Origin of the sequence: Microbulbifer jejuensis (assembly GCF_047289955.1) — a bacterium.
GTDB lineage: Bacteria > Pseudomonadota > Gammaproteobacteria > Pseudomonadales > Cellvibrionaceae > Microbulbifer.
This window is the reverse complement of the sequence record NZ_JBLBUB010000024.1, coordinates 13,409-36,975: the sequence shown is the minus strand read 5'-3', so window position 1 is coordinate 36,975 and position 23,567 is coordinate 13,409. Positions and strand designations below refer to the sequence as shown.

General features: G+C 57.0%; 23 protein-coding genes and 1 riboswitch. Of the genes, 7 read left to right on the top strand and 16 right to left on the bottom strand.

Annotated features, from left to right (window positions below):
• The first annotated feature begins 21 nt into the window (after positions 1-21).
• Positions 22-711 (top strand): ComF family protein, encoded by a 690-nt coding sequence (locus tag ACL7TT_RS15300; protein ID WP_299944735.1) that lies wholly within the window; start codon positions 22-24, stop codon positions 709-711.
• A 159-nt stretch (positions 712-870) separates the two neighbouring features.
• Complete coding sequence (locus ACL7TT_RS15295; RefSeq protein ID WP_413396692.1) at positions 871-2,016, top strand: beta-ketoacyl-ACP synthase III; 1,146 nt, start codon at positions 871-873, stop codon at positions 2,014-2,016.
• Positions 2,017-2,154: 138 nt separating this feature from the next.
• Here the strand turns inward: ACL7TT_RS15295 and ACL7TT_RS15290 are convergent, their stop codons facing one another.
• Genes ACL7TT_RS15290 through narL form a run of 3 tightly spaced genes read right to left on the bottom strand, consistent with a single transcriptional unit; the run spans position 2,155 to position 4,646 of the window.
• Complete coding sequence (locus ACL7TT_RS15290; RefSeq protein WP_413396690.1) at positions 2,155-2,655, bottom strand: GrpB family protein; 501 nt, start codon at positions 2,653-2,655, stop codon at positions 2,155-2,157.
• Between the two features lie 48 nt (positions 2,656-2,703).
• On the bottom strand, positions 2,704-3,933 hold the full coding sequence (moeA, locus tag ACL7TT_RS15285) for a molybdopterin molybdotransferase MoeA (protein WP_413396688.1): 1,230 nt from the start codon (positions 3,931-3,933) through the stop codon (positions 2,704-2,706).
• Positions 3,934-3,980: 47 nt separating this feature from the next.
• Positions 3,981-4,646 carry a two-component system response regulator NarL gene (gene narL, locus ACL7TT_RS15280; protein WP_299944731.1) on the bottom strand — a complete coding sequence of 222 codons (666 nt, stop codon included), beginning with the start codon at positions 4,644-4,646 and terminating at the stop codon, positions 3,981-3,983.
• Positions 4,647-4,844: 198 nt separating this feature from the next.
• Here narL and ACL7TT_RS15275 point away from each other — a divergent pair, with 198 nt between their 5' ends.
• Positions 4,845-6,458: an MFS transporter gene (locus tag ACL7TT_RS15275; RefSeq protein WP_413396686.1), complete on the top strand. Its 1,614-nt coding sequence runs from the start codon at positions 4,845-4,847 to the stop codon at positions 6,456-6,458.
• A 56-nt stretch (positions 6,459-6,514) separates the two neighbouring features.
• Here ACL7TT_RS15275 and ACL7TT_RS15270 read toward each other — a convergent pair whose 3' ends face one another.
• The 12 genes from ACL7TT_RS15270 to ACL7TT_RS15215 all read right to left on the bottom strand — a co-directional run bounded on the left by ACL7TT_RS15270 (position 6,515) and on the right by ACL7TT_RS15215 (position 16,687).
• Positions 6,515-7,705 carry a hypothetical protein gene (locus ACL7TT_RS15270; protein ID WP_413396685.1) on the bottom strand — a complete coding sequence of 397 codons (1,191 nt, stop codon included), beginning with the start codon at positions 7,703-7,705 and terminating at the stop codon, positions 6,515-6,517.
• Between the two features lie 100 nt (positions 7,706-7,805).
• Positions 7,806-8,924: an ATP-binding cassette domain-containing protein gene (locus ACL7TT_RS15265; protein ID WP_413396683.1), complete on the bottom strand. Its 1,119-nt coding sequence runs from the start codon at positions 8,922-8,924 to the stop codon at positions 7,806-7,808.
• A complete protein-coding gene (modB, locus tag ACL7TT_RS15260; RefSeq protein WP_413396681.1) occupies positions 8,924-9,646 on the bottom strand; it encodes a molybdate ABC transporter permease subunit in 723 nt (240 codons plus the stop codon). Before modB ends, ACL7TT_RS15265 begins: the two co-directional genes overlap by 1 nt.
• Complete coding sequence (gene modA, locus ACL7TT_RS15255) at positions 9,643-10,413, bottom strand: molybdate ABC transporter substrate-binding protein (protein WP_299944720.1); 771 nt, start codon at positions 10,411-10,413, stop codon at positions 9,643-9,645. The genes modB and modA overlap by 4 nt, the downstream gene beginning before the upstream one ends.
• Positions 10,398-10,877 carry a molybdopterin synthase catalytic subunit MoaE gene (gene moaE / locus ACL7TT_RS15250; protein WP_299944718.1) on the bottom strand — a complete coding sequence of 160 codons (480 nt, stop codon included), beginning with the start codon at positions 10,875-10,877 and terminating at the stop codon, positions 10,398-10,400. Before moaE ends, modA begins: the two co-directional genes overlap by 16 nt.
• 10 nt (positions 10,878-10,887) lie before the next feature.
• Positions 10,888-11,133, bottom strand: coding sequence for a molybdopterin converting factor subunit 1 (gene moaD, locus ACL7TT_RS15245; RefSeq protein WP_413396678.1), 246 nt, complete (start codon positions 11,131-11,133; stop codon positions 10,888-10,890).
• Between the two features lie 21 nt (positions 11,134-11,154).
• Positions 11,155-11,646, bottom strand: coding sequence for a cyclic pyranopterin monophosphate synthase MoaC (gene moaC, locus ACL7TT_RS15240; protein ID WP_413396676.1), 492 nt, complete (start codon positions 11,644-11,646; stop codon positions 11,155-11,157).
• A 3-nt stretch (positions 11,647-11,649) separates the two neighbouring features.
• A complete protein-coding gene (moaB, locus tag ACL7TT_RS15235) occupies positions 11,650-12,192 on the bottom strand; it encodes a molybdenum cofactor biosynthesis protein B (RefSeq protein ID WP_413396742.1) in 543 nt (180 codons plus the stop codon).
• Between the two features lie 2 nt (positions 12,193-12,194).
• Positions 12,195-12,794, bottom strand: a complete 600-nt coding sequence (gene mobA, locus ACL7TT_RS15230) for a molybdenum cofactor guanylyltransferase (RefSeq protein ID WP_413396674.1) — start codon at positions 12,792-12,794, stop codon at positions 12,195-12,197.
• A 5-nt stretch (positions 12,795-12,799) separates the two neighbouring features.
• A complete protein-coding gene (gene moaA / locus ACL7TT_RS15225) occupies positions 12,800-13,777 on the bottom strand; it encodes a GTP 3',8-cyclase MoaA (protein ID WP_299944711.1) in 978 nt (325 codons plus the stop codon).
• A riboswitch (molybdenum cofactor riboswitch) is annotated at positions 13,766-13,916 on the bottom strand. It overlaps the preceding gene by 12 nt.
• A gap of 118 nt (positions 13,917-14,034) precedes the next feature.
• Complete coding sequence (locus ACL7TT_RS15220; RefSeq protein ID WP_413396672.1) at positions 14,035-15,243, bottom strand: alginate export family protein; 1,209 nt, start codon at positions 15,241-15,243, stop codon at positions 14,035-14,037.
• A 136-nt stretch (positions 15,244-15,379) separates the two neighbouring features.
• Positions 15,380-16,687, bottom strand: a complete 1,308-nt coding sequence (locus tag ACL7TT_RS15215) for an MFS transporter (RefSeq protein WP_299944708.1) — start codon at positions 16,685-16,687, stop codon at positions 15,380-15,382.
• 417 nt (positions 16,688-17,104) lie between these two features.
• Between ACL7TT_RS15215 and ACL7TT_RS15210 the strand changes: the two genes are divergently transcribed.
• The gene (locus ACL7TT_RS15210) at positions 17,105-18,580 is read left to right on the top strand and encodes a NarK family nitrate/nitrite MFS transporter (RefSeq protein ID WP_413396670.1); all 1,476 of its coding nucleotides are present in this window, start codon (positions 17,105-17,107) and stop codon (positions 18,578-18,580) included.
• Between the two features lie 78 nt (positions 18,581-18,658).
• Positions 18,659-20,440, top strand: a complete 1,782-nt coding sequence (locus ACL7TT_RS15205) for a protein kinase domain-containing protein (protein ID WP_413396668.1) — start codon at positions 18,659-18,661, stop codon at positions 20,438-20,440.
• A gap of 384 nt (positions 20,441-20,824) precedes the next feature.
• Here the strand turns inward: ACL7TT_RS15205 and csrA are convergent, their stop codons facing one another.
• Positions 20,825-21,049: a carbon storage regulator CsrA gene (gene csrA / locus ACL7TT_RS15200; RefSeq protein WP_413396666.1), complete on the bottom strand. Its 225-nt coding sequence runs from the start codon at positions 21,047-21,049 to the stop codon at positions 20,825-20,827.
• 1,196 nt (positions 21,050-22,245) lie between these two features.
• Here csrA and ACL7TT_RS15195 point away from each other — a divergent pair.
• The gene (locus tag ACL7TT_RS15195; protein WP_413396664.1) at positions 22,246-22,704 is read left to right on the top strand and encodes a hypothetical protein; all 459 of its coding nucleotides are present in this window, start codon (positions 22,246-22,248) and stop codon (positions 22,702-22,704) included.
• A 421-nt stretch (positions 22,705-23,125) separates the two neighbouring features.
• The gene (locus tag ACL7TT_RS15190) at positions 23,126-23,542 is read left to right on the top strand and encodes a hypothetical protein (protein ID WP_413396662.1); all 417 of its coding nucleotides are present in this window, start codon (positions 23,126-23,128) and stop codon (positions 23,540-23,542) included.
• The last annotated feature ends 25 nt before the right edge of the window (positions 23,543-23,567 follow it).

Here is a 23,567-nt window from a genome sequence, read left to right as displayed (position 1 = left end):
TGTCAACTCAATTACCTGATTATGGTTTACCACTTTTTATCCTCCCTGCTCCCGCACAACCTGGCGCAGTGCCTGTTGTGTGGAGACCGCGCAGGTTACAGCGGCCTCTGCACACCCTGTGCAGTTGAACTGCCCCAGTTGGGCAACGCCTGCGAGACCTGTGCCCAACCCCTGCCCCCCGCCGCACAGCACTGCCCCGACTGCCTCCGCCAGCCGCCCCCTCTCTCAAGGGTGCGTGCGGCCTGGCAGTATGCTTTCCCTGTGAACCAAATGATTCAACGCTTTAAATACCGTGGCGATCTGGCCGCCGGCCACAGCCTCGCGCAACTGGCGGCGCAGGTGATGGAGCCCGCGGCTGAGCGCCCCGACCTGCTCGCCCCTATCCCCCTGCACTGGCGTCGCTACTGGCAGCGGGGATACAACCAGGCACAGCTGATTGCAGCAGAACTGGGACGACAATGGCAATTACCGGTACGCCCACGCCTGCTGCGCAAAGTTGCCGCCACCCAGACCCAATCGCAGTTGCGGCGCCCCCAGCGCCTGCGCAATTTGCTGCAGAGTTTCGCCCTGCGCGAAAATGTCGGGGGGCGCCATGTGGGGTTGGTAGATGATGTACTGACCACCGGTGCCACCCTGGAAGCAGCGGCACAAAAACTGTTGCATGCCGGGGCTGGGGAGGTCAGCGCCTTCGTTTTGGCCAGAACACCCTGACTCTTCGGCGCGACCACAGATAGACCCAATCCACTATTGGCGCAAAAATACTCTATCTTGTCGCACTGGTGCCTCGGGGCCAGTCGAGACAACACTGCTAAGGTTCTATTCAGTGAGTAATTGCCCGCATGCCATCTGGTGTGGGCCGGGGATTCAGCGATGTGTGCATACCAATTGCCACAGGGCATAGTCATCAGCGGCACAGGCCTGTGGACGCCACCGGAAGCAATCAGCAACGAAGAGCTGGTGGAGGCTTATAACACCTACGCCCGACACTACAATCGCAAATATGCGCAGGAGATCGACACCGGAGCACGGCCGCCAAAACCCCAGTCCTCGGCGGCATTTATTGAGAACGCCTCCGGTATCAAGAGCCGCTACGTGGTTACCCGCGAGGGTATCCTCGACCCGGAACGCATGCGTCCCTTAATTCCCGAGCGCAAGGACGACGAGCTCTGTGTACAGGCCGAGATGGGTGTCAATGCGGCCAGGCTGGCGCTGGCAAAAGCCGGCAAGCACGCCTGTGATGTGGATATGGTGATCGTCGGCGCTTCCTATCTGCAGCGCGCCTACCCGGCCATTGCCATCGAAATCCAGGGTGCGCTCGGCATCGACGGTTTTGCTTTCGATATGGAAGTGGCCTGCTCCTCCGCCACCTTTTCCCTGCAGCGCGCCGTGGATGCGATCAGTTCCGGCGCCGCGCGCACCGCACTGGTGATCAACGCCGAGCTGGCCTCGCCACAGGTGGATTTCACCGACCGCGACAGCCACTTTATTTTTGGTGACGTGGCGGTTGCCAGTGTGGTGGAGCGCCGCGAGACCTGCGCTGTGAACACCGCCTGGGAAGTGCTGGGCACCAAGGCGAAAACCCTTTACTCCAACAATATCCGCTCAAATTTCGGTTATACGGCGCGCGCCGCCGATGTCGATCCCTTTGGGCCCGGCAAACTGTTTCGCCAGAACGGCCGCAAGGTATTCAAGGAAGTCTGCCCCATGGCGGCGGCCCATATTGAGGAGCACCTGCGGGAAACCGGCACCGGCCCGCAGCAAGTAAGCCGCTACTGGCTGCACCAGGCCAACCTCAATATGAACAACCTGATCGCCAGAAAGTTGATGGGTGATCAAACCTGTACTGAGCGCGCACCGGTTGTGCTGGACCGCTACGCCAATACCGCAAGCGCCGGCTCAGTGATTGCCTTCAACCTCTACAGCGATGATCTGACACCGGGCGAGCGCGGCATTATCTGCTCATTTGGTGCCGGCTACTCGATTGGCAGCCTGGTGGTGGAAAAGGTCGCGGTCTAATTGACGGTCGCGTACGGAATTTACGAATGGCGCTGCAGCCAAAAATTCCAGAAAAGCCAATCCCGTTCTTTCTGCGCTCCAACGTCGTCACAGAGCGGCTTTAGCAAAAAAAAGCGGTGCCTGTTCCGTTTGTTGGCACTAGGCATTCTGCAATGCCTGTTGGATAAACGGCCACTTTTTCTCGGTGTAGGCTTCACGGTCTTCTTTGTGGGTGGCTGCCAGTTTGCGTTTCAGCTGTGCATATTGGATTGCCACGTCCCGGTTGGAGCGCAACAAGTCACGGAATTGGATGCGTTCCCGCCACAGCGGGCTCTCAAAGGGGATTAAATGGAGGTGATGGGTGCGGAAGGTATCAGACGGTTTGCAAAACCAGTGCATGACCTCCGCTTTGTAGGGCCAGTATTGATAGCCGGACTCCACAAGTACATCGATAGCGGGTGCTGAGCCCGCCAGTGACCTGACACCAAACATGATATCGACCACTGGTTTGGCCACCATTCCCGGAACAGCCGTGCTCCCCACATGCTCAATACCGCCGTGATTCCACTCCCCGGCTATAGCCATCAAGTGTCGCTTTTCCCGCTCGAATATTGAGACCCAGGATGCGTCGTATGCTCTGAGCGTTACCGGTGCTGTCATCTGCCTTTACCTTCCTGAGTAGTGCCAACCCTGTGCCCGGCGGCACCCTCAAGGCAGGGGTTCAATTACCACCCGATCTCCGGCTTCGACACCCCCACTCTCTTGCGCCAGCACAATAAAGCAATTGGCAGCGGCAAGACCGGTAAGAATATGGCTGCCCTGGCTACCCACCGGCTCCACCACCAGCTCACCGCGGTCATCGGTGCGATAGATACCGCGCTGGAAATCGGTGCGGCCGGGTTTCTTTTTCAGGGGGTTTAGCAGCTGGGCGCACAGCGTCTGCGGACCATGCCATCTGCCCCCTTTCAACACGGTGAGAGCGGGCACGGTAAGCTGGTAGAAAGTGACCAGTGCGGAGACCGGATTGCCGGGCAGGCCGAAGAAGGGGGTGCCCTGCAGGTCACCAAAGGCGAAGGGTTTGCCAGGCTTTATCGCCACTTTCCAAAAGCCGATCTCACCCAGCGCTTCCAGCACTTCGCGGGTATAGTCCGCCTCGCCGACAGAGACACCGCCGGAGGTGATAATGGCATCGGCATCCCGCGCGGCGCGCTGCAGAGCTTCGCTGATGGCCTGTTTGTTATCCGGCAGCACCCCAAGATCCAGTCCCTCCAGGTTCATCTGCGCCAGAGCCGCCAGCAGGGCGATACGATTGCTGTCGTATATATCCCCCTTACCCAGCGCCTCTCCCGGCTGACACAACTCATCGCCCGTGGAGAAGAGTGCGATAACCGGTTTGCGCAACACCGTCACCCTGTCCACACCGGCAGCGGCCAGCAGGGCGATATGGGCAATGCTGATACACTCGCCGCGCTCCAGCAGGGCAGCGCCCTCAGCCACATCCTCGCCGCAGCGGCGAATATGATCACCGGGGCGGACTTCGTCGATAATACGAATGGATTCACCCTGGGCATCGACAGCTTCCTGCATCACAACGGTATCGGCCCCGGCGGGCAGGGCGGCGCCGGTCATAATGCGCACACAGGTACCCGGATTCACCACACCATCGAAAGGCGCTCCGGCGAAGGACTTGCCGATCAGTTCCAGCGGCAGGCCGCTGGCCAGGTCTTCGAAGCGCAGGGCGTAACCATCCATGGCAGAGTTGTCGCAGGGCGGCAGATTCACACCGGAACAGACACCCTCAGCCAGTATCCGGCCACCCGCACGCACCAGCGGCAGTGTCTCGGTATCCTTGATGGGGCTCAGTGCCTGCAGCAGTTTTTTGCGCGCGCTTTGGAGGGGCATCAGGCCCGGCTGGCTACAGCAATCAATGGTGGGCATGGGAATTCTCTCTCACTGTATTCCTTTGCCGCTGGGCGTGAAGCGCGTCAATGGGCCCGGTCCTGGGACTCCGGGCGCTTCTGGTTGACCATCCATACGGCGGCTTCTACGCGGGAGCGCATGCCCAACTTCTTCAATAAATGTTTCACGTGTACCTTGACGGTGGCATCACTGATATCCAGCTCGCGGGCAATCAGTTTATTGCTGAGGCCGTCGGCGATCAGTTGCAGTATCTGGTATTCACGGCTGGTAAGACTGGAGAGGGTGTCCGCGCCGGAATTGTCCGGCTTGCGCAGAGCCGACGCGAGAATCTCGGTGAGACGCTGGCTGATGGCGAGCTTGCCGTGGGTGGCCTGGATCACCTGGTCGAGAATGTCCTCAGGCTCCATATCCTTGAGCAGGTAGCCGTCGGCTCCGGCGCGAATGCAGGATACAACGTCGGCATTATTGTCGGACACCGTGAGTATGACAATGCGCGAGGTCACATCGGCGGCACGCATTGCGCGCAGGGTGTCCAGCCCGTCCATACCGCGCATATTCAGGTCCAGCAAAATAAGGTCCGGCTCGTATCGCTTGGCCAGTTCCAGCGCTTCCTCCCCGCTGCTGGCCTCGGCCACCAGCTCCAGGCCGGGCTCCATGGCGAACAGTTGCTTGAGACCCTTGCGGAACAGGGGGTGGTCATCGACCATCATTACGGTGGCGGATTGGGTCATGGGGAATCCTGCTTTCTGGTCCGATTTGTATTAAATCTGAACAGTGACTTTACCATAGCGCCCAACGGCTGCGGCTACCCCCAAAGAGGTAGTCAATACGCGCGCGGGGCAAAGGGATTACTTACTGAGGGTAATTGAGTGCGCTGGGTCCCCGGCCCATAGTGGCTGCAAGAATCATTTCTAGGAGGAGTGGCCGCTGTGTCTGACATCTACGAATGGGCCCCGGAGGACAGCAAATTCTGGCAGTCCAAGGGCAAAAGGATCGCAAACCGCAACCTGTGGATATCCATTCCCAGTCTCCTGTGCGGCTTCGCCGTGTGGCTCTACTGGGGCATTATCACCGTACAAATGCTCAATCTCGGCTTTCCCATTGCCAAGGCCGATCTGTTTACCCTGATGGCCATCGCCGGCCTTACCGGAGCCACCCTGCGCATTCCCAGCAGCTTCTTTATCCGGCTGTTTGGCGGGCGCAACACCATCGTGTTTACCACCGCACTGCTGATGATTCCCGCCCTCGGCACCGGCATCGCCCTGCAGAACAAGGAAACCCCTCTGTGGATATTCCAACTGCTGGCACTGCTGTCCGGTATCGGCGGCGGTAACTTCGCCTCTTCCATGTCCAATATCAGTTTCTTTTTCCCCAGGGAAAAACAGGGCCTGGCTCTGGGCCTGAATGCGGGCCTGGGTAACTTCGGCGTTACCACCATGCAGATCCTGGTGCCGCTGTTTATGACCATCGGTGCCTTCGGCGCCGCCGGCGGCGATCCCATGACCCTGGTGAGCAGCTCCGGCTCCCTGATCGGCAAGATACCGGCGGGCTCCGAGGCATGGATTCAGAATGCCGGCTTTGTGTGGCTGCTGTTTCTGGTACCCCTGGCCTTTATCGGCTGGTTCGGTATGAACAACCTGCGCACCGAGGAAGTCACCCCGGAAGTGGGCAATACCCTCGGCGCCGTGATCAAGATGACCATGATGCTGGGCATCGGCCTGATCACCGCTGTGGTGGGCCTGTGGTTGTTACTGCCGGAAGCGGCCAACGGCTCCGGCTGGGGTGTGCCTAAGGAAGTGGTGCTGGTGCTGGTGATTGCCACCACGGTGCTGGGCCTCAAACTGCTGCCCGGTGAGATCGGAACCAGCCTGCAACGCCAGTACCGCATCTTCAATAACAAGCACACCTGGGTGATGAGTGTGATCTACACCATGACCTTCGGCAGCTTTATCGGCTTCGCCGCCGCCTTCCCGTTGGCCATCAAGGTCATCTTCGGCTACAGCCATGTGATGGTGGATGGGGTAATGACCCATGACACCATCAACAATAACGGCCCCAGCGCCCTGATGTACGCCTGGATGGGCCCCTTTATCGGCGCCCTGATCCGCCCGGTGGGCGGCTGGATTTCCGACCGAATCGGCGGTGCCCTGGTTACCCAGATCTGTGCGGTGATTATGGTGGCAAGCGCCCTGGGCGTGGCCTACTACATGAAGGCCGCCTACGCTTCAGCCGCTCCGGAAGCGTTCTTCCTGCCCTTCTTCCTATTGTTTTTGATCCTGTTTGCCGCCACCGGTATCGGCAACGGCTCCACCTTCCGCACCATCGCCATGGTGTTCCCCAAGGAGCAGGCAGGCCCGGTGCTGGGATGGACCTCAGCGGTCGCCGCCTACGGTGCCTTCTATATCCCCAAGGTCTTCGGTGAGCAGATCAAGGCCACCACCCCGGAATACGCACTGGCAGGCTTCGCCATCTTCTATGCGGTATGCCTGGTGATTAACTACTGGTTCTACCTGCGCAAGAACGGCGAATTCTATAATCCGTAATTCGGTTTCACTCACGGGATAACGTAAATTCGGGGGAGGTCTTCACCTCCCCTTTTTTATTTCACCTGAGTCAACCTCGGAGTGATATCCGTTTCCTCAAAAAGGCTGGCGATCAGCTTTCGATCTGAATCCCTGTGATAATAGATTGCCACCTCATCCAAATCTTCTACCGTTGGCATCGTCGGGCATAGATGCCTGGCAATGGCGCGGCACATATCCTCGTAAAAATCCATATCGTGGAACTTATCCAGATAAATATGGCCGTCAGAGATATCCTCATCACTGATCGTATAATTGTACCCCACAGGCTCCTGGAAATAGTAAGCCTGTACGGAGAAAGACGCATCTGTATTTTCCGTTACCGCATATTGAACGGGGCCTTCACGGACAATTTGTCGGTACGCGGTAAGCTCTTCCACAACTGAGGCCAGACTGTCATCCGTCTCGATGGTGCTTTCAAAATCAAAATAATTCTTGTGGATAGCCTCAAAACAACTCAAGATCGTCGTAATGCCTTCCGCCTGTAGCTCTGCCCTCATTTCCTCAAGCACTTCCACAAGCTTTTCTGTGGTGAGGGCGTTGCGAAAATAGTAACAGCCATCCTTTTCGATAGCTGATTGGAATATTGTTAACTCTCGTTCCGGGTGATCGAAATCGAGATTGTAGACAGCTTGTGTTGGATCAGATATGTGGTTATTTAACTCAACCTTGCCCAAATGCGGAATGAAGAAGTGATAAGACCAGTATTTTGGATAGTGACTGAAACGCTGGCAGTGCGCTTCGATATAACCGGGCAAGTATTCAAGATCGAAGAAGGAGGCCAGGTGGTAGTTACCCGCCCCCTGATATTCAGCAATAGAGTCTTGGTTATAAAACGGGTGTTCACCATGAAAAGCGATCTTGACCTTTTGCCCGCTGGCGGCGCGGCAAGCCAGATAAAAGTACAGGGCATCGTCTTTGTAGGTAGAGTGAATAACGACAGTATCGCCCTTTCGGCAAATATGGTACTGGAAAAAATTGATCCGGTAGGGCTCGCAATCCTGAATCTCTTCCTCTATTTCCAAGGTATCCGATCCCGAGCGGGTTAAGCGGTAATGGTGTCCATTCTCTTCAATACACCGGGCCAGGACCGGATATAAATCCTCAACACGCACTGCTTTCGCTATGGGTAATCCCTCAAGCTGTGCTTTTTCCCTGTAACACTTATCGCCCTCGTTAACGAGAGAAATTCCTATTAAAACGCCCATATGAGTACCATCTAGTTAGCTGGCATTCAAAAATAGCAAAAAATCATCCGGGGTTTTAGCTAGTTACTATTTTTTGCACAACCATTTGCTCAAAGATCACTTACAAACCGGCAAGGCTACCGGCCTTGAATTGGGCAAAATAGGTAGTGCCTGCACGCAGTTGCAGGCGCTCACAGGAGCGCCGGGAAATATCTGCGTATAGCATCTGCTCCGCTGCGCACAATTGCAGGCGAATGCGGCCATTGGCCAGACCCTGTTTCCCAGCCAGGGTCACCGGCAGGCAGTTGAGGATGCTGGACAGGCCCGGTTTCTCCAGGCTGAGGCTGATATCGCCGGCATCCAGCAGGAAAGCGGCGGTATCGCCATTGCGGTAGTGGCCCGTGACCCTGTCCGCATAGAGGGAAACCCCACCCAAATCCAAACTCAGCAGGCCATCACGCAGGGATTCCACCCGCGCCTCAATCCGGCTGCGGCAGCTATCCCCCAATGCATTGGCCTCCAGGCGCCGAGCCACCTCGGTCAGAGACATCGGCGCGGACAAATTCGCGCACTCCATCCACAGGCAGCGTTGCGCCAGCAATTGTATCTCGTCGAAGTCGTGACTGGTCCAGATCACCAACGCCGGGTGACGGGTCCAGAAATTCCGTAAGGTCGGCAACAAACGCCGCAGTACCTGAGCGCGCTCCACTGCTGAAAGCGCCTCATCGAATAGCTGTAGCGGCGCATTGTGGAAAAGCTGGCGCAACAGGGCCACCCGCTGAGCCTCACCGCCGGATAACAACTCCACCGGTTGATGGAGTAGCGGCGCAATACCGAAGTCCCTCAGCAGCTGATCGCACTCTTCCCCGGGCAGTGATCTGCGGCTGTAGCGGCGGGCCAATGCCAGGTTGTCCGCCACCGACTGCCCGGCAAACAGGCGGCTGTCCTGAAAGCCTAAGGAGAGGGCGCGCTTGTGGGTCGCCAGGGCGCGGCGCCCAGACTGCCAGACGGTACTGGCAAAAGCGATCGTGCCGCGGCAGCGCCGCTGGCCGGCCAGGGTCGACAGCAGCGTACTCTTGCCACCGCCGGAGGGGCCGGTAAGACCGAAAACACCACTCGCCGGCAGGATCAATTGCCACGGCGTGGTGGCATTCAGTGAAGTCACCAGCCCTTCCGCACAGAGTCCGGCAGAGTCAGTACTGCTCGCATCAGTACCAAACAGGGGCAGGGTAATTTCCATTAGCCCCATACCCCCGTCGCCGGCTTAAGGCTCTCTTTAGTTGAGCCGCGCGGAGCCAAAATGTGCCCCAGCCAACGGGCCAGTAACAACAGTACTGTAGTAATCCCTATCAACATCAGGGCCAATCGGTGCGCCGCACCGTACTCCATCGCCTCCACATGCTGGTAGAGCGCAATGGAGACCACCTGGGTCTCACCGGGAATAGCACCGCCGATCATCAGCACTACGCCGAACTCACCCAATGTGTGGGCGAAGGTCAGCGCGCAGGCGCTCACAATTGCCGCGCGACTTGCGGGCAGCACAACTTTTAATAGTGCCGCCCAGGGCGGCATACCCAGCGCCGAGGCGGCCTGGCTCAGGCGCTGGCCGTTGGTATTAAAGGCGGCGAGTAACGGCTGCACCATAAACGGCAGGGAATAAATCACCGAGGCAAACACCAGACCGCCGAAGGAAAATACCAGAGGTCCACCCAAGAGCTGCGACAGCCACTGACCGGGGGCGTAATTGGGGGAAAACAACAACAGTAAATAGAAACCCAACACTGTCGGCGGCAGCACCAGCGGCAGGGTAATTAATATCTCTATGCCATGGCGCCAGCGACTCTGCCACTGGCTCAACCGCCAGGCCAGGGGCACCCCAAGCACAAATAACAGCAGGGTGGTCAGTCCGGCCAGCTTCAGGGTGAGCCACAGGGCCTGCCAGTCGGCAGCGGCGATAGTCATCGCCCGCGCCCCGCGCGCTGCGCCGGCAGAACACCGTAACCCAGATCGCGCAGTTGTGCCTGTACTTCGGGTGAGCGCAGGTAGTCGGCGAGGGCCTGTGCTTTTTCAGGCTGACGACTCTGAATGGGGATCACCAACTGCTGTTCAATGGGGTGATACCAATGCTGGGGCAGCAGCCAGAAATTCTCCCGCCCGGCGGCGCGCATCTGGCTGGCGGCGACAAAGCCCAACTGCACATTGCCGGAATCCAGCATTAAATAGGCCTGGCCGGCATTGTGGGCCCAAGCCAGCTGAGTTTGTTTTTTTTCCCATAAGCCCAGACTTTCCAGTGCCTGCCGGGCGGCACTGCCAAAGGGCGCTAAGTTGGGATCAGCTAATACGATTTTATCGGGCCAGTGCTGCAATAAGCCTTCAGGTTCCGATTCTGATTTCGGATGCCAGAGAGCCAATAATCCCAAGGCGTAGGTACGGCGACTGTCACCCAGTACGCCGCCCTGTTTTTCCAGCCGCTCGGGCCGCTCGCGGTCGGCGGACAGGAATAAATCGAAGGGAGCGCGGTGCACTATCTGTTGGTAGAGTACACCGGAGCTGCCACTGCTGAGCTGCACCGGGCAAGTGTTGCCGCGCTCGAATGCCGGCAGCACCTGTTCCAATGCCGGGCGGAAGCTGGCCGCCACCGCCACACGCAGGGTGCAGCTATCCGCATTGACCGGCAGCGCAGTCGCCAGCAGTAAACTGCACAGCAGAAAGCTCAGCCGGCGGACCACTTGTCCATCTCCTCGGCATCGCTGGCGCGGGCCTCGACCCAGCGTTCAGTGGCATTACCGGTCTGATCTGCAATGGCTTCGCGCTTCCAAAAAGGGGCCTCTGTCTTGAGGCGGTCCATGATGTACTGGCAGGCGGCAAAGGCGGCCTGGCGGTGCGGGCTGGTAACGCCGACAAAAACAATTTCGTCGTTGATCTGCATGGGGCCAACCCGGTGAACTATGGCCACGCGCCCCAGAGACCAACGGCTGCGCGCCTCACCGGTGATGCGTTGCAGGCTTTTTTCTGTCATACCGGGATAGTGCTCCAGGGCCAGGCCGCAGACATCACTACCGGCATTGAAGTCGCGCACCGAACCCACAAACAGGGCACAGGCGCCATCCCCGCTGTTGCCCTGCAGGGCCGCGTATTCGACAGCCACATTGAGCGGCGTTTCACACACCTCGATACGATCGACTGCTTTCATACAGGCACCATTAGCCGCCGGTCACCGGCGGAAAAAACGCGACCTCATCCCCGGCATTCACGAGCGTATCGGGCTCCGCCAGCTCCTGGTTCAATGCCATACGGATATCGTCCCGTTGCAGGTAGACGCACCAATGGGGGTATTGCTCACACAGCGCTTCACGCAGGGCACTGAGACTACCGCAAAAGTCTGCCAGGGCAATTTCGCCGGTGTCCAACTGCTGTCGCAGGCGTGCGAAAAACAGAACCTTCACCATATCTTTCTACCTCTGAAATACTCAAGCACTTGCCGGCGCATCGCTGCGCCAGTGGCCACCCTTGCCACCGGTTTTCTGCAGCAACCGGGTCGGGCCAATTTCCATGGTCGGGTCCGCCGCTTTGCACATATCGTAAATCGTCAGCGCCGCCACCGAGGCTGCGGTTAATGCCTCCATCTCCACGCCGGTGCGTCCGGCCAGGCGGCAGAAGGCGGTGATATGCACACTGTGCTTGTCCGGCTGCAGTTCAAACTCCAGTGCTACCTTGGTCAGCGCCAGGGGGTGGCAGAGGGGTATCAGATCCGCGGTTTTCTTGGCGGCCTGGATACCGGCAATGCGGGCCACCGATAACACATCGCCCTTCTTGTGCGCCCCCTGGCTCAGCAATGCAAAGGCCTCCGCACCCATGCAAATACGGCTCTCTGCCAGGGCACTGCGATCAGTGATGTCCTTCTCGGTGACATCCACCATGTTGGCTTCACCGCGCTGGTTTAGGTGGGTTAACTGGCTCACAAATTACCCCCGACTCTCGCAGGGGGCGCTGGCAAAGCGCACATGGGGAATGAAGTTGCAGGGCTTATGGCGGGCATCCAGCTGCTCCAGCAATATACCCTCCCAGGCAGTGCGACAGGCGCCGGTGGAGCCGGGCATACAGCACAGCAGCGTGCGGTTGGCGAGGCCGGCGAGTGCGCGGGACTGCACGGTGGAGCTGCCGATATCCGCCAGGGAAAGCTGGCGGAACAACTCGCCAAAACCATCGACGGTTTTATCGAACAGCGGGCTCAGGGCTTCCGGGGTGGAGTCGCGCTCGGTAAAGCCGGTGCCGCCGGTCACCAACACCACCTGTACTTGGGGGTCGGCAATCCAGGCGGAAACCACCGCGCGCATCTGGTAGATATCGTCCGGAGTGATACGTTTATCTACAAGCTGGTGGCCGGCGGAAGTCAGGACTTCCACCAGGTACTGGCCGGAGGTATCGGTCTGCGCAGTGCGCGTATCGGATACGGTAAGTACTGCGATATTCAGCGGTACAAATGTTTTACTGGCGTGTGTGGACATCATCAGTGCTCTCTTAAATAACGGTTTTCGGACAGGTTATCCGGTACCGTCAGGCCAAGATAATCCGCCGGCGTGTTGATATTGCGATGCCAGCCGCCGGCGCTTTTTAATGAAATGGATTCAGCACCCAGGTGGCGCAGCAGTGCACCCACAGAGTTATGCGCGCTCCCCGCCACTGCACGGCACAAATAATCGAGGCATGGATGGTTGAGCGGCAGCCACAGGGGGAAAAAGCAGTTTTCAAAATAACAGGGGCCACCAATGCTCTGCCCCTGCACTAACAATTCTGCGAGATGCGCCCGCCTCAGCAGCGGCATATCCACCGGGATCACCAAGGCGGCCTCGGCACCGGTGGCCAGCGCCACAGAGTAGAGGCCGCCCAACGGACCGCGCTCTGGCACCAGGTCTTCGATGCCTCCGGGGCGCGCGCCGCTGGTCACCACTTGTACCAGCGGCAGTGCACGCAACAACGCCTCGGCGTGCTCCAGGAAACTGCCGCACTCAGGGTGTGCGAGCAGGGCCTTGTCGCGGCCCATACGACGGGAGCGGCCGCCGGCCAGCACCACACCGATGGTCGATTTGTTGATGTTCGCCCTGGCCATAAACCCTAGCCCCCCAGCATTGCCAGGTTGCGGGTGGCGCCGGTAAAGCCTTCGTGCAGCTGGTGGCCGGCGGTCTTGCCGCCGATCAATGCGCGAATATGCGCGGCCAGGGCCTCACTGTCGCCGGCGGCGATCACCTCGCGCATCTCGAAGCCCTGGTCGGCGAACAGGCACAGGTGCAGCTTGCCCTGGGCCGATACCCGCAGGCGGTTGCAACTGGCACAGAAGTCTTTGCCATAGGGCGTGATCAGACCGATACGCCCGGCGTAATCGGGGTGAAAATATTCCCGCGCCGGGCCGGCATCGCGGCTGCGGATTACCTGCTCCCAACCCGCGCGCAACAGCAGGGCTTCAATATCGCTGCCTGACACATGGTTGCTGGCGAAAAACGCGCGATTGTCACCGGTGCGCATCAGTTCGATAAAGCGCAGGGTCACCGGGGTCTCGCGAATCCAGGCGAGGAAGTTATCCAGCTCGGCCAGGTTGTACTGGCGCAGCAGCACCGCATTGACCTTGGTCTCAATGCCCAGCGCCAGGGCGCGATCCAGCCCCGCGAGGGCTTTATCGAGGCGGTCGTGACCGGTGATATGCTGGAATTGGGCTGGGTCGAGGCTATCAATGCTGACATTGACCTGATCCAGGCCGGCGCGGTGCCAGTCGTCGATCTGGCTGGGTAGGCGATAGCCGTTGGTGGTGATGGCGAGGCGGCGAATCCTGTCGCTGGCCCGCACCGCTTCAAGCAGTGGCACCAGATCCTTTCGCAGGGAGGGCTCGCCACCGGTAAGGCGCACTTTCTCTGTGCCCAGAGCGGCAAAGGCGCGCACCAGGGTGGCCACTTCCGGCACCGACAGGGGGTTTTCGCCCTTGAGGGAACGGCCACAGCCGATACCCTCGGGCAGGCAGTAGTTGCAGCGGTAATTGCAGATGTCCGTGACGGACAGGCGCAGGTAGTAAAACCTGCGGCCAAAGCGGTCTTGTAACATTAAACGCCTTTCCAAATTGGGGAGGCCGCGCAGTTTCCCGCCCGACCCTGGTGACCGTTATGGCCACGGTCCCGACACCCTGCAGCAGAATCAAAGATCAGCGCTGTTTAGGCGGCGGGACTCGGTGTTTAAACTGGTGTCAGTGTATCAAGCCAGCCAATTTATGCTTGGGGCAAAGGTGGTACCCCCTTCGCCCTTGCCGCCGCGACACCGGTGCCCCGGGAGGGGAAAGGCCGGCCTGCGGGTTGTTGTGCTCGTTAGAAATTGGCGGTCAGCATCAGCCAGACCTTGTCGGTATCCACCCTGTATTCATCGGCATCATAGGTGGCGTATTTGACCAGTGCAGAGACCTCCTGGGTGATTTTCCGGCTGTAGGTGATATTCCACTCGTTACCGTATTCGGTTGAGGAATCACTCGCCTTGAAATTGTGGAAATTCACACTCAACTTGCCCTCGCCAATTTTTGTGGCGCCGCCGATATACAGGTCCTCGATACCCTCGCCCGGTGTTGCCAGAAACTGATCGGTAAAGCCCTGAAATTTATGCAGGGTGGCCAGTGGGGTTTTGAACCCGACACCGTTATCGGAACCCAGCACCTCATAGCCAAGCCTGGTGTCAACCGGACCCAGCGCAGTGGCCAACTCCACCAGGTAATAGTTGGCGCTGTAGTCGAGGGGGCTGTCGCCGATATCGGTCTGGCGTGCGTAACTCAACTTCGCCTTCACAGGGCCAAATGCCCCCTTATAGTCCAGGCCGTAAGTGCGGCTGGAATTATTCACCGCATCTTCCAGATCCAGATTGTAGAGATAACCGGTCAGGCTGTGGCCATCGGCCACCGGGTAGGCGGCGTGGAACAGTTGGATATCCCCCTCAAAGTCCCCATTGGCGCTGTCCTCGCCAAAAATACGATTAACTTTGTAAATGTAGCTGTAGTCCAGTTGCAGGCTTTCGGTACTGCCATACTGGTAGCGCACCCCATCGTAGGTCTGCTCATTCTGGCGCCAGGCCACACCGCCAACAAAACGCTGATTATCCAAATTGATACGCTGACGCCCGGCGGTAATCACCGAGTTGTCACCCCGATAGCGCAGGTAGGCCTGATTGACTTCGGTACCATTTGGATCGGCAATCACCGGGTATTGGCTTTTGCCATTGACCGTCGAATTGAAATTATCATTCCCGATATCAGTGACATCATCCATTTCGAGAAAAGCGTCAAAACCACGATAGCTGCCGCTTTTCCAGTTCAACCGGGTTCTCAGGGTGGATGCCGTGGCATCCCGGTTTAAATTGTCCTGATCGACAGCCTCCACGCGATAGCGCAGATTCAGCCCGACCTCACCGGATTTCAGCGCGTCGGTTAATGTGGCATTTTCACCATCCTGCGCCGCAGCCTGCAAAGCGGTTGTGCTGCAGGCCCCCAGCAGTAAAGCTCCGATAATTCTGGATAATCTGTGCGTGGTCATGACGCTTTTCCTTTGCAACAACGAATTGGCAGAGACAAAGCTACAACTTTTTCACCGCCGTTGAAATCTTTGCATTTTTCACCCAGGCAATGTGTCTACTACTTTCCCTTATGCAAGCCTGATACCAAATTGGTAGTCAACCCTGCCTATCCGGGAGCACTGCCGTATCCTCCGCCTGATCGAATAGAAAATTGTTTTGCCGGGCAAAGGCCAGGCGCTGCTGGTGTCTTTCGCGCTGTATGGCCAGATACATCACCAGCATACACACAGCGAGCACCCCGTAGAGCAGCATAAAGGCGGCGCTGTGAATACCCACCAAGTCCTGGGCAATACCAAACAGTACCGGCAGGGTGAAACCGCCCAGTGCACCAATAGTGGCCACGCTGCCCCCCACGCTGCCCATATGCGCCGGGTAGTTATCGTGCAGGGCCTTATACACAGAGGCGCGCCCAAAACCCTGGGCGATACCGATCACCAGTAGCAACAGGGTGAACAGTTCGATACCCACCTCAATATTCAATTGCACATCCCGGGCCACACCGTGGATGGTCATGCTGGTGGGGGGATAGCTGAGGAAAAAAAGACACACCAGGCAGGTCCAGAATACGCTCCAGCTGACCGTGCGCGCCCCATAGCGGTCCGCAAACCAGCCCCCCAGGGCACGCAGCGAACTGGACAGGGCCACAAACAGCAACGTCAATGCCATTGCCACCGGTGTACTTACCCCGTACACCGCCAGGTAATAGTTCGGCAGCCACAGCAAAAGGGCGAGAAAGCTGCCGAAGACAAAATAGTAGTAAAGTCCATAGCGCCATACGCGTATCTCCAGCAGCGGTTTGAGATGATCGGCAAGCGCACGCTTGCCGCGACTGCGCATATAGCGGGTTTCCTCCGGGGCAAAAAACCAAAACAGAAACAACATCAGCAGTATGCCGAAACCATACACAGGTCCTATCCACTCCCGTCCAAACCAATTCTGTATCGCCGGCGCCAGCGCCAGGGTAATGGCCGCACCGGCATTACCCGCACCAAAAATGCCCAGGGCAGTACCCTGCTGCCTCCTTTCAAACCAGGGGCTGATATAGCGGATGCCCAGTACGAAGGACACACCGGAAATACCCAGCCACAAACCGGCCAGCAGGTGTGCACTGTAGCTGGTGATAGACGGCAGCAGAAACAACACCGGCAACAACAACAGCATCTGCAACAAAATAAGGTTTTTCGCCGAGAAATACTCCACCAGCAGGCCTGCGGGAAAGCGCAGCAGTGCACCACTCAGGATGGGCGCCGCCAGCAGGATACCGTACTCGGTAGCGGACAGGGCCAGCTGCGCGCGAATCTCCACACCGAGCACCGCGTAGAGTGTCCACACAGAAAAGTTGGCGGCGAACATGGCCGAGGCAAACATCAATGCGCGCCCGGCGAGTTGCTGGGTATATTGCACGGCAGGCTCCCCGTGTTATGCAGATTTTCAACCAAAGGCCCGACTGATCGCGCAGGCCCTGTATGGGCAAATTCCGGCCACAGAGTGCCAGAAGTGCACTGTGCCGGCGAAGGCGACGCAGCCCGGCGGGGCTATTGGATGACAAGATGCACAAAAACGGTTTCGCCAGCAATTACTCCCAAAAATCCCCCCGAGGGGAAACCTATTGACGCAACTACCACCTGCTGGGTAGCCCGCGCAGTGAAACCGCCAGGCGGGCACCCTTCCCGCTACCCCAATGGGATTAACCCGCCCTGAAGAGCCGGGCAAGGGGCCCCCGCCTACCCCCTTTGCGCACTTTTTTTGCAGCGCTGCTCAAATACCATCGGCCATGACCCTATCCACCGCTAGATTACTGCGAAGCCGGAGAAAATAGTCATGAGTCAATCCAGCGGCCTCAATCTGTTTCATTGGGGCGATCCCAAAATAAAGACGCTGCACATTACCTGGTTTGCGTTCTTCCTGACTTTCCTGGTGTGGTTCTCCCATGCTCCGCTGATGGTCTTTATCAAGGAAGCCTTCGATCTCACCAGCCAGCAGGTGAAAGCCCTGTTAATTCTCAATGTGGCACTCACCATCCCCGCGCGTATCGTGATCGGTATGCTGGTGGACAAACTGGGCCCGCGCCTGGTGTACAGCGGCCTGCTGATCACCTCATCCGCGATCTGCCTGGGCTTCGCCACCGCAGACAGTTACCAGTCCCTGGCCCTGTTCCGCTTTTTGCTCGGCTTTGTCGGCGCGGGCTTCGTGATCGGCATCCGCATGGTGGGCGAGTGGTTCCCGGCCAGGCAGGTGGGCCTGGCGGAGGGCATCTACGGTGGCTGGGGAAATTTCGGTTCCGCTGCCGGTGCCATAACCCTGCCCACCCTCGCCCTGTTGTTCGGTGGCGAGGACGGCTGGCGCTACGCCCTCGGCCTCACCGGGGTGCTCGCCGGGCTCTACGGCATCCTCTACTACCGCATCGCGCGCAATACCCCCAAGGGCTCCACCTACTTCAAGCCGAAGAAAAGCGGCGGCCTGGAAGTGACCAGCAAGCGCGACTTTTACTTCTATCTGCTGATGAACGTGCCCATGTACCTGGCGCTGGCGGCACTGGCCTACAAGCTGTCCCCCAGTGGGGTGGCCCTGCTCAGCCAGGAGGCCACCTACAGTATGTGGGGATTGCTGGTAGCCCTGTTCGTTTTACAGACCCGCATGATCTGGAGTGTGAACCGGGAGCACCTGCGCAAGGGGGTGCCGGCGCTGGAGAAGTACAATTTCAAGCAGGTGGCCATTTTGGACCTGGCCTACTTTGTCACCTTCGGCTCGGAACTGGCGGTGGTCTCCATGCTGCCGTTGTTCTTTCTGGAGACCTTTGAAGGGTTGAGCCCGGTGAAGGCCGGCCTGCTCGCTTCCGGCTTCGCCTTTATGAACCTGGTGGCGCGCCCCACCGGCGGCTACTTTTCTGACAAGCTGGGACGCCGCCGCAGCCTGATGTTCCTGATTGGCGGCTTGGCGGTGGGTTACTTTGTGCTGAGCCAGATCGACGGCAGCTGGTGGATTCCCGCCGCGGTGATCGCCACCATGTGCTGCTCCTTCTTCGTGCAGGCCGGCGAGGGCGCAGTGTTTGCCATAGTGCCCCTGGTGAAGCGCCGCATGACCGGGCAGATTGCCGGTATGGCCGGGGCCTATGGCAATGTGGGCGCGGTGACCTTTCTCACCACCCTGTCCTATGTGAGCTACAGCCAGTTCTTTTTGGTAATCGCCGGGGCTGCCGCTGTGATCTTCTTTGCCTGCGTGTTTCTGGATGAGCCCAAGGGCAAGATTGCGGAAGTGCTGCCAGACGGCACAGTGCAGCTGATTAGCGTAGAGTAAGGCACCGAGGCGGCGGAGGGCTCTGCTGTTCTCCGCTGATTCTGTGCGCCAGGCACCGCTACCAGAGGGGGACCGACAATGACCGAAACCGGCCCGACCATTTCCGCGCATTGCGGACAGCCCCCCGCTGCCGCGCCGCAACCGGTGCTGCAACTGCGCCATGGCCTGTGCAGCCGCGCCGGTATCAAAGCACAGAATGAAGACTCGGCCCTGTTCCACTGGCCGCAAAGCCCGCATCTGCAACAGTACCTTGGCGCGGTGGCGGCACTGGCGGACGGGGTCAGTTCCGCCGAGGCCGGGGCCCTCGCCAGCCACACTGCCACCGGGCAGTTTGTGCGGGATTATTACAAGGTACCGGACACCTGGTCGGTGGCCCATGCCGGACAAAAGATCCTCGCCTCCATCAACAGCAAGCTGTACCGCAAAAGCCACGACTATCCCCAGCAGGAGAAGGGCTTCCTGTGTACTTTTTCGGCCCTGGTGTTCAAATCCCGCACCGCGCACTATTTCCATATCGGCGACAGCCGCATTTATCACCTGCGCGGTGATACCCTCAAGTGCCTGACCCGCGACCACAACATTACCCTGGCACACCGCCAACAGATGCTGTCGCGTGCACTCGGCATGGATACCGGCCTGCAGGTGGACTACGGACAGGTGGGCCTGGCTGACAACGATATGCTGCTGCTCACCAGCGACGGGGTACACGACTTTATCGACGAAGGTGCTCTGCGCAAACTGCTCGCGGACACCCATTCAAGCGAGCAGGAAAAGGCGGAAACCCTGGTGCGCATCGCCGAGGAAAACGGCAGCGATGACAATCTGTCGGCGCTGGTGGTGCGGGTGCAGGCACTGCCCCAGGCCACCCTGGACGATTACAGCCGCCAGCTCACGCGCCTGCCATTTCCGCCGGAGCTGGAGCCGGGCATGGTGCTGGACGGCTACCGGGTGGAGCGCGAGCTGTTCTCCTCCCAGCGCAGCCAGCTGTATCTGGTGTGCGATACGGCCTGCGGTGAAACCCTGGTGATGAAAACCCCCTCGGTGAATTACGAGGACGATATCCACTATATCGACCGCTTTGTGCAGGAGGAGTGGATCGGCCTGCGCATTCACAGCAAGCATGTGGTACGCCTGCACCGGCAGGAACGGCCGCGCAGCGCACTCTACTACCTGATGGAGTACGTGGATGGTATCACCCTGGAAACCTGGATTGCCCGCAATCGCTTTCCCAAGCCGGCGGAAGCCTTCCGTATCCTCAAGCAGGTCGCGGCGGGGCTGCAGGCGTTTCACGACCAGGAGACCATTCATCAGGATCTGAAACCCGCGAATATCATGGTGGATAGTGACGGCCAGGTAAAAATTATCGACTTCGGCTCGGTGTATATCGCCGGCAGTGCCGAGATCTTCCGCCCGCTGGAACACCCGGCGGCGCTGGGTACCGCCAGCTATTCGGACCCCCACTATATTCTCGGTCGCAACAGCGGTATTCGCGGCGATATCTACGCCCTGGCCACCATTGCCTACGAGATGTTTACCGGGGAACTTCCCTATGGAGAGGAGATTGAGGCGTGTCGCTCCAACGCGGATTACGAGCGCCTGCGCTACCGTTCCGCCACCCAGTTCAACCCGGTGGTGCCCCTCTGGTTTGACCGCGCACTGGCGCGCGGCTGCAGTATCGACCTGGAGCAGCGCTACCCCACGCTGGAGGAATTGATACGGGACCTGGGCAGCCCCAATCCGGACTACCTGCGCGAAGACCCCACAGACAAGGGCGACGCTTCCCTGTTCTGGAAAATCCTGTGCGGTATCTGGGTGGTCACCCTGCTGGCGGTAGTTGCGCTCTTCTCCTCCGGCACCTAGGTTTTATCCGATCGTACGCAGCCAGTTCTCCACCAACCCACACACGCTATGCCCCGTGGCGGCTGTATACCAGCGCAGCAGTAGTGACCACAGACCTTTACATGCACCACCTAGCGTACCTCCACGACATACTGCCGAACCGGTAGGCCATAAATGCTGGAACAACTCCGGGTCCTGCGCAACTGTGCCTACACCCAGGCGCGGTTACGCGCGAACAGGGATGCTTTCACCGCATACTGAATGTGGCGAGTATTCTGTTATATGGCTCCGTTAGTATTGATTCTGCCCCGTTAAAATTATCTGAAAAAGAATTGTGAGATCAACGTGATAACAATTCAGCAGCTTGATGGATTTATGATTGGGACTTGACAGGAAAATCGAGTTTCATGGCGGGTACTCCCCACGGGGAGAATCCGTATCTCTAGGGTTTCCATTGCCCAACTCCCGTTCCTTTTGGATGCGCACATACACTTCTTCACGGTGAACAGGCAAGGATTTTGGGGCCTTGATGCCCATCCGTACCTGATTACCCGTCACACCCAATACGGTGACTGAGACATTTTTTCCAATTCTGAGATTCTCGCCTGGCCGGCGTTTTAAAATCAACATAAGCCTTTCCTTCCGGGTCGCAAATCCCGGGCTGATTTTTCATGATGGGAATACTTGGAAAATAAGGTCTGAAGGCACTACAAGGCGGGGCACGGGAACGGTAGGCGGTAAAGCAGAACCGGCGGATGCAACGTTCCCAGAGCCTGGGGAATCGCTCCAACCACCTGAATCTACCCCGCTTTATTGAAGACGAGCGGGTTTCTAGCGTATTATCCATAAAGCCATTTTGATAACTATCCTATCAATTTGGTTAGCTGGCCCTTGGTGTTCGTGCACTTTGGGTCAGCGCCTTTTTATTTACGCTTATGTCACGCTACCGTTCTCCTATCGAGGAAATGGATCTTTTAGAAACGCTTGGGCTTCCCGGGCCATTGGCTCACAGAAGCCCACTCAATCTCGACCCACAACACAGATAAATGTTTGACAATTTTACGTAGCCTTGATACCGAAAACAATCTTAATAAAATCCAATAAGATCATTTTGATGCCTATATTTCCGTTGCGGTAGAAAGTCAAAATGATTGCCAGCATCCAAGATCTGGCTGTGATCGCATATAGGCTAAAACACCTAAAGACGAAGGAGGGCTTGAAAACCGACATTCAGCCGCACGAACACCCGCCAGAGCATGCGCCATCGATGATGAAGCCGTTCGATGAACCTTACCTATCTATACTGCGGACCAGATGGAACTCTTTTCATGGTTCAAACATCCAAGCTTTCCTGTGAACGTAAAGTTAGTGAAAATTTGCCCGATCTTCACCCGGAGGCGCTACAAAAAAACAAGAAAAGGTACGCAAGACGAGGTGGGTGTTTACCTGTGAATGGCTAAAAGGGTCTTTATCCTATCTATGCCCCACTAAAGTCCATAGGGAAGCGAGCAGCCCGGCATTGGGCTTTTTCAATTCTGTATTTATTATAGGGGGAAATTTGGCAAGCAATTCTGGTACCTAAAGAAGCGTTATGAAGGAAATGCCCGGTAAGGAAACAAGACCAACAACAGCAAGCTTTATAGGTAGTGTTCACGTTAACCATTTTCTGGCTTGTACTGATGTACCTAAAATGAATTGCTGACTGGTTGAAAGCAGAATACCAAAGATTTTCCACAGACTTGATTTGGAACTGGTGATTGGAATAATACTGGACACGCTGATCATCTTATAAGCATCCGTACTCAGAGCGCATCACTGGAGTAGAAATGAGAATTTTGTTGTTACTTATTGTTGCAGTTGTAGCGTCATCGAGCAGTTTTGTAGTGCATGTTATTTCTGCGCAATGGCTACCGGAGTGGGTAAGTAGCCAAATGCAGGGCGTGCATATTCAACCTTCCTGGAAGGTGAAGTATGTGGCTCTGATAAGCTCTATTGAGTATGGTGTTGCTGCAGTTGCTCTTTATGCCTTGGTGCGTGAGAAACTCATTCAGCATGGAGTACTGTTTGCTGTAGTGATATTTTCACTTCTGCTCACCGCAATCCATGGTGCCTTTATTCGCCAGCCGCTTATGGATTATGTGATAGGAAATCCTCTGCAGGTTGTGTTTGCGCAAAATGCTTTTAAGTGGCTTGTCTGGCTTCTCATGTCAACCGTAGTGATTATCGGTTATGAGATTACCAGACAAATGCCAACAAGTGACTGTGATGTCAAGCAGCCGGTTTAACATCAAGCTATTCCCAATAAGAACCGCTGAAACTCTAAAGTAACTGTAAAAGTGGTCAGAAATCCGGAAGCACAACAGTTGCGGTTGGTACGAGGATATTGCCCATTTAGGCATATCCATGACCTATAAGGGCAGTTTGGCAGGTACCAAATGCAAGCCGTAATTTCGATCACCCTGACTGTTACTTTGACGGAAGAGAAAATTACGCCGAAAAAATGAAATACAGAGGGTTACAAATGGCGGACTATTCCGGGATAGTGGCCGCGATGACCGCTTTTTTATTTTGTACGATCATATCAAAAGCGTTTCATAAGTTGATTTTAATAAGGATTTTGGATAATTGATACAGAATTGCTTCTGGGAGTGTTATCAGCATAATAGTGGTCACGGTGACCACTATATAAAGGTTATGAGTAAGAGCATGAAGCTAAATTTAACTTTGACATTATTTCTTTTCGCATCATTCGTAGTAGCAGACGATGATCCCTTATATCTGGGTACTTGGCGGTCAAATGAAGAAAAGACTCTAGCTAGTATGGATGGGGTTAAGGGTATACCAGAAAAGGCCCAGGTGTTTTTGCGCGACGAGCTTTTTGGCCATCTCGTGCATGTAATTCGCGTAGATTCATTCGCAACTTATTTCATAGATGAAAAGCCTGATGTATTGACATTTTTACCTCACAAGGTCGATGTACTGAGTGGCAATTCAATTCGCGTCACATATTATGACGAATTAACTGATTCTGATGTAACACAGGTTTTAAAATTTGAAGATAACTGCTATTCACTGCCAGTAACAAAGTGGAAATTTAGAGAGTACTTTTGCCGTGTTGATTAATATTCCTACAAGGCGTGCAATGGTT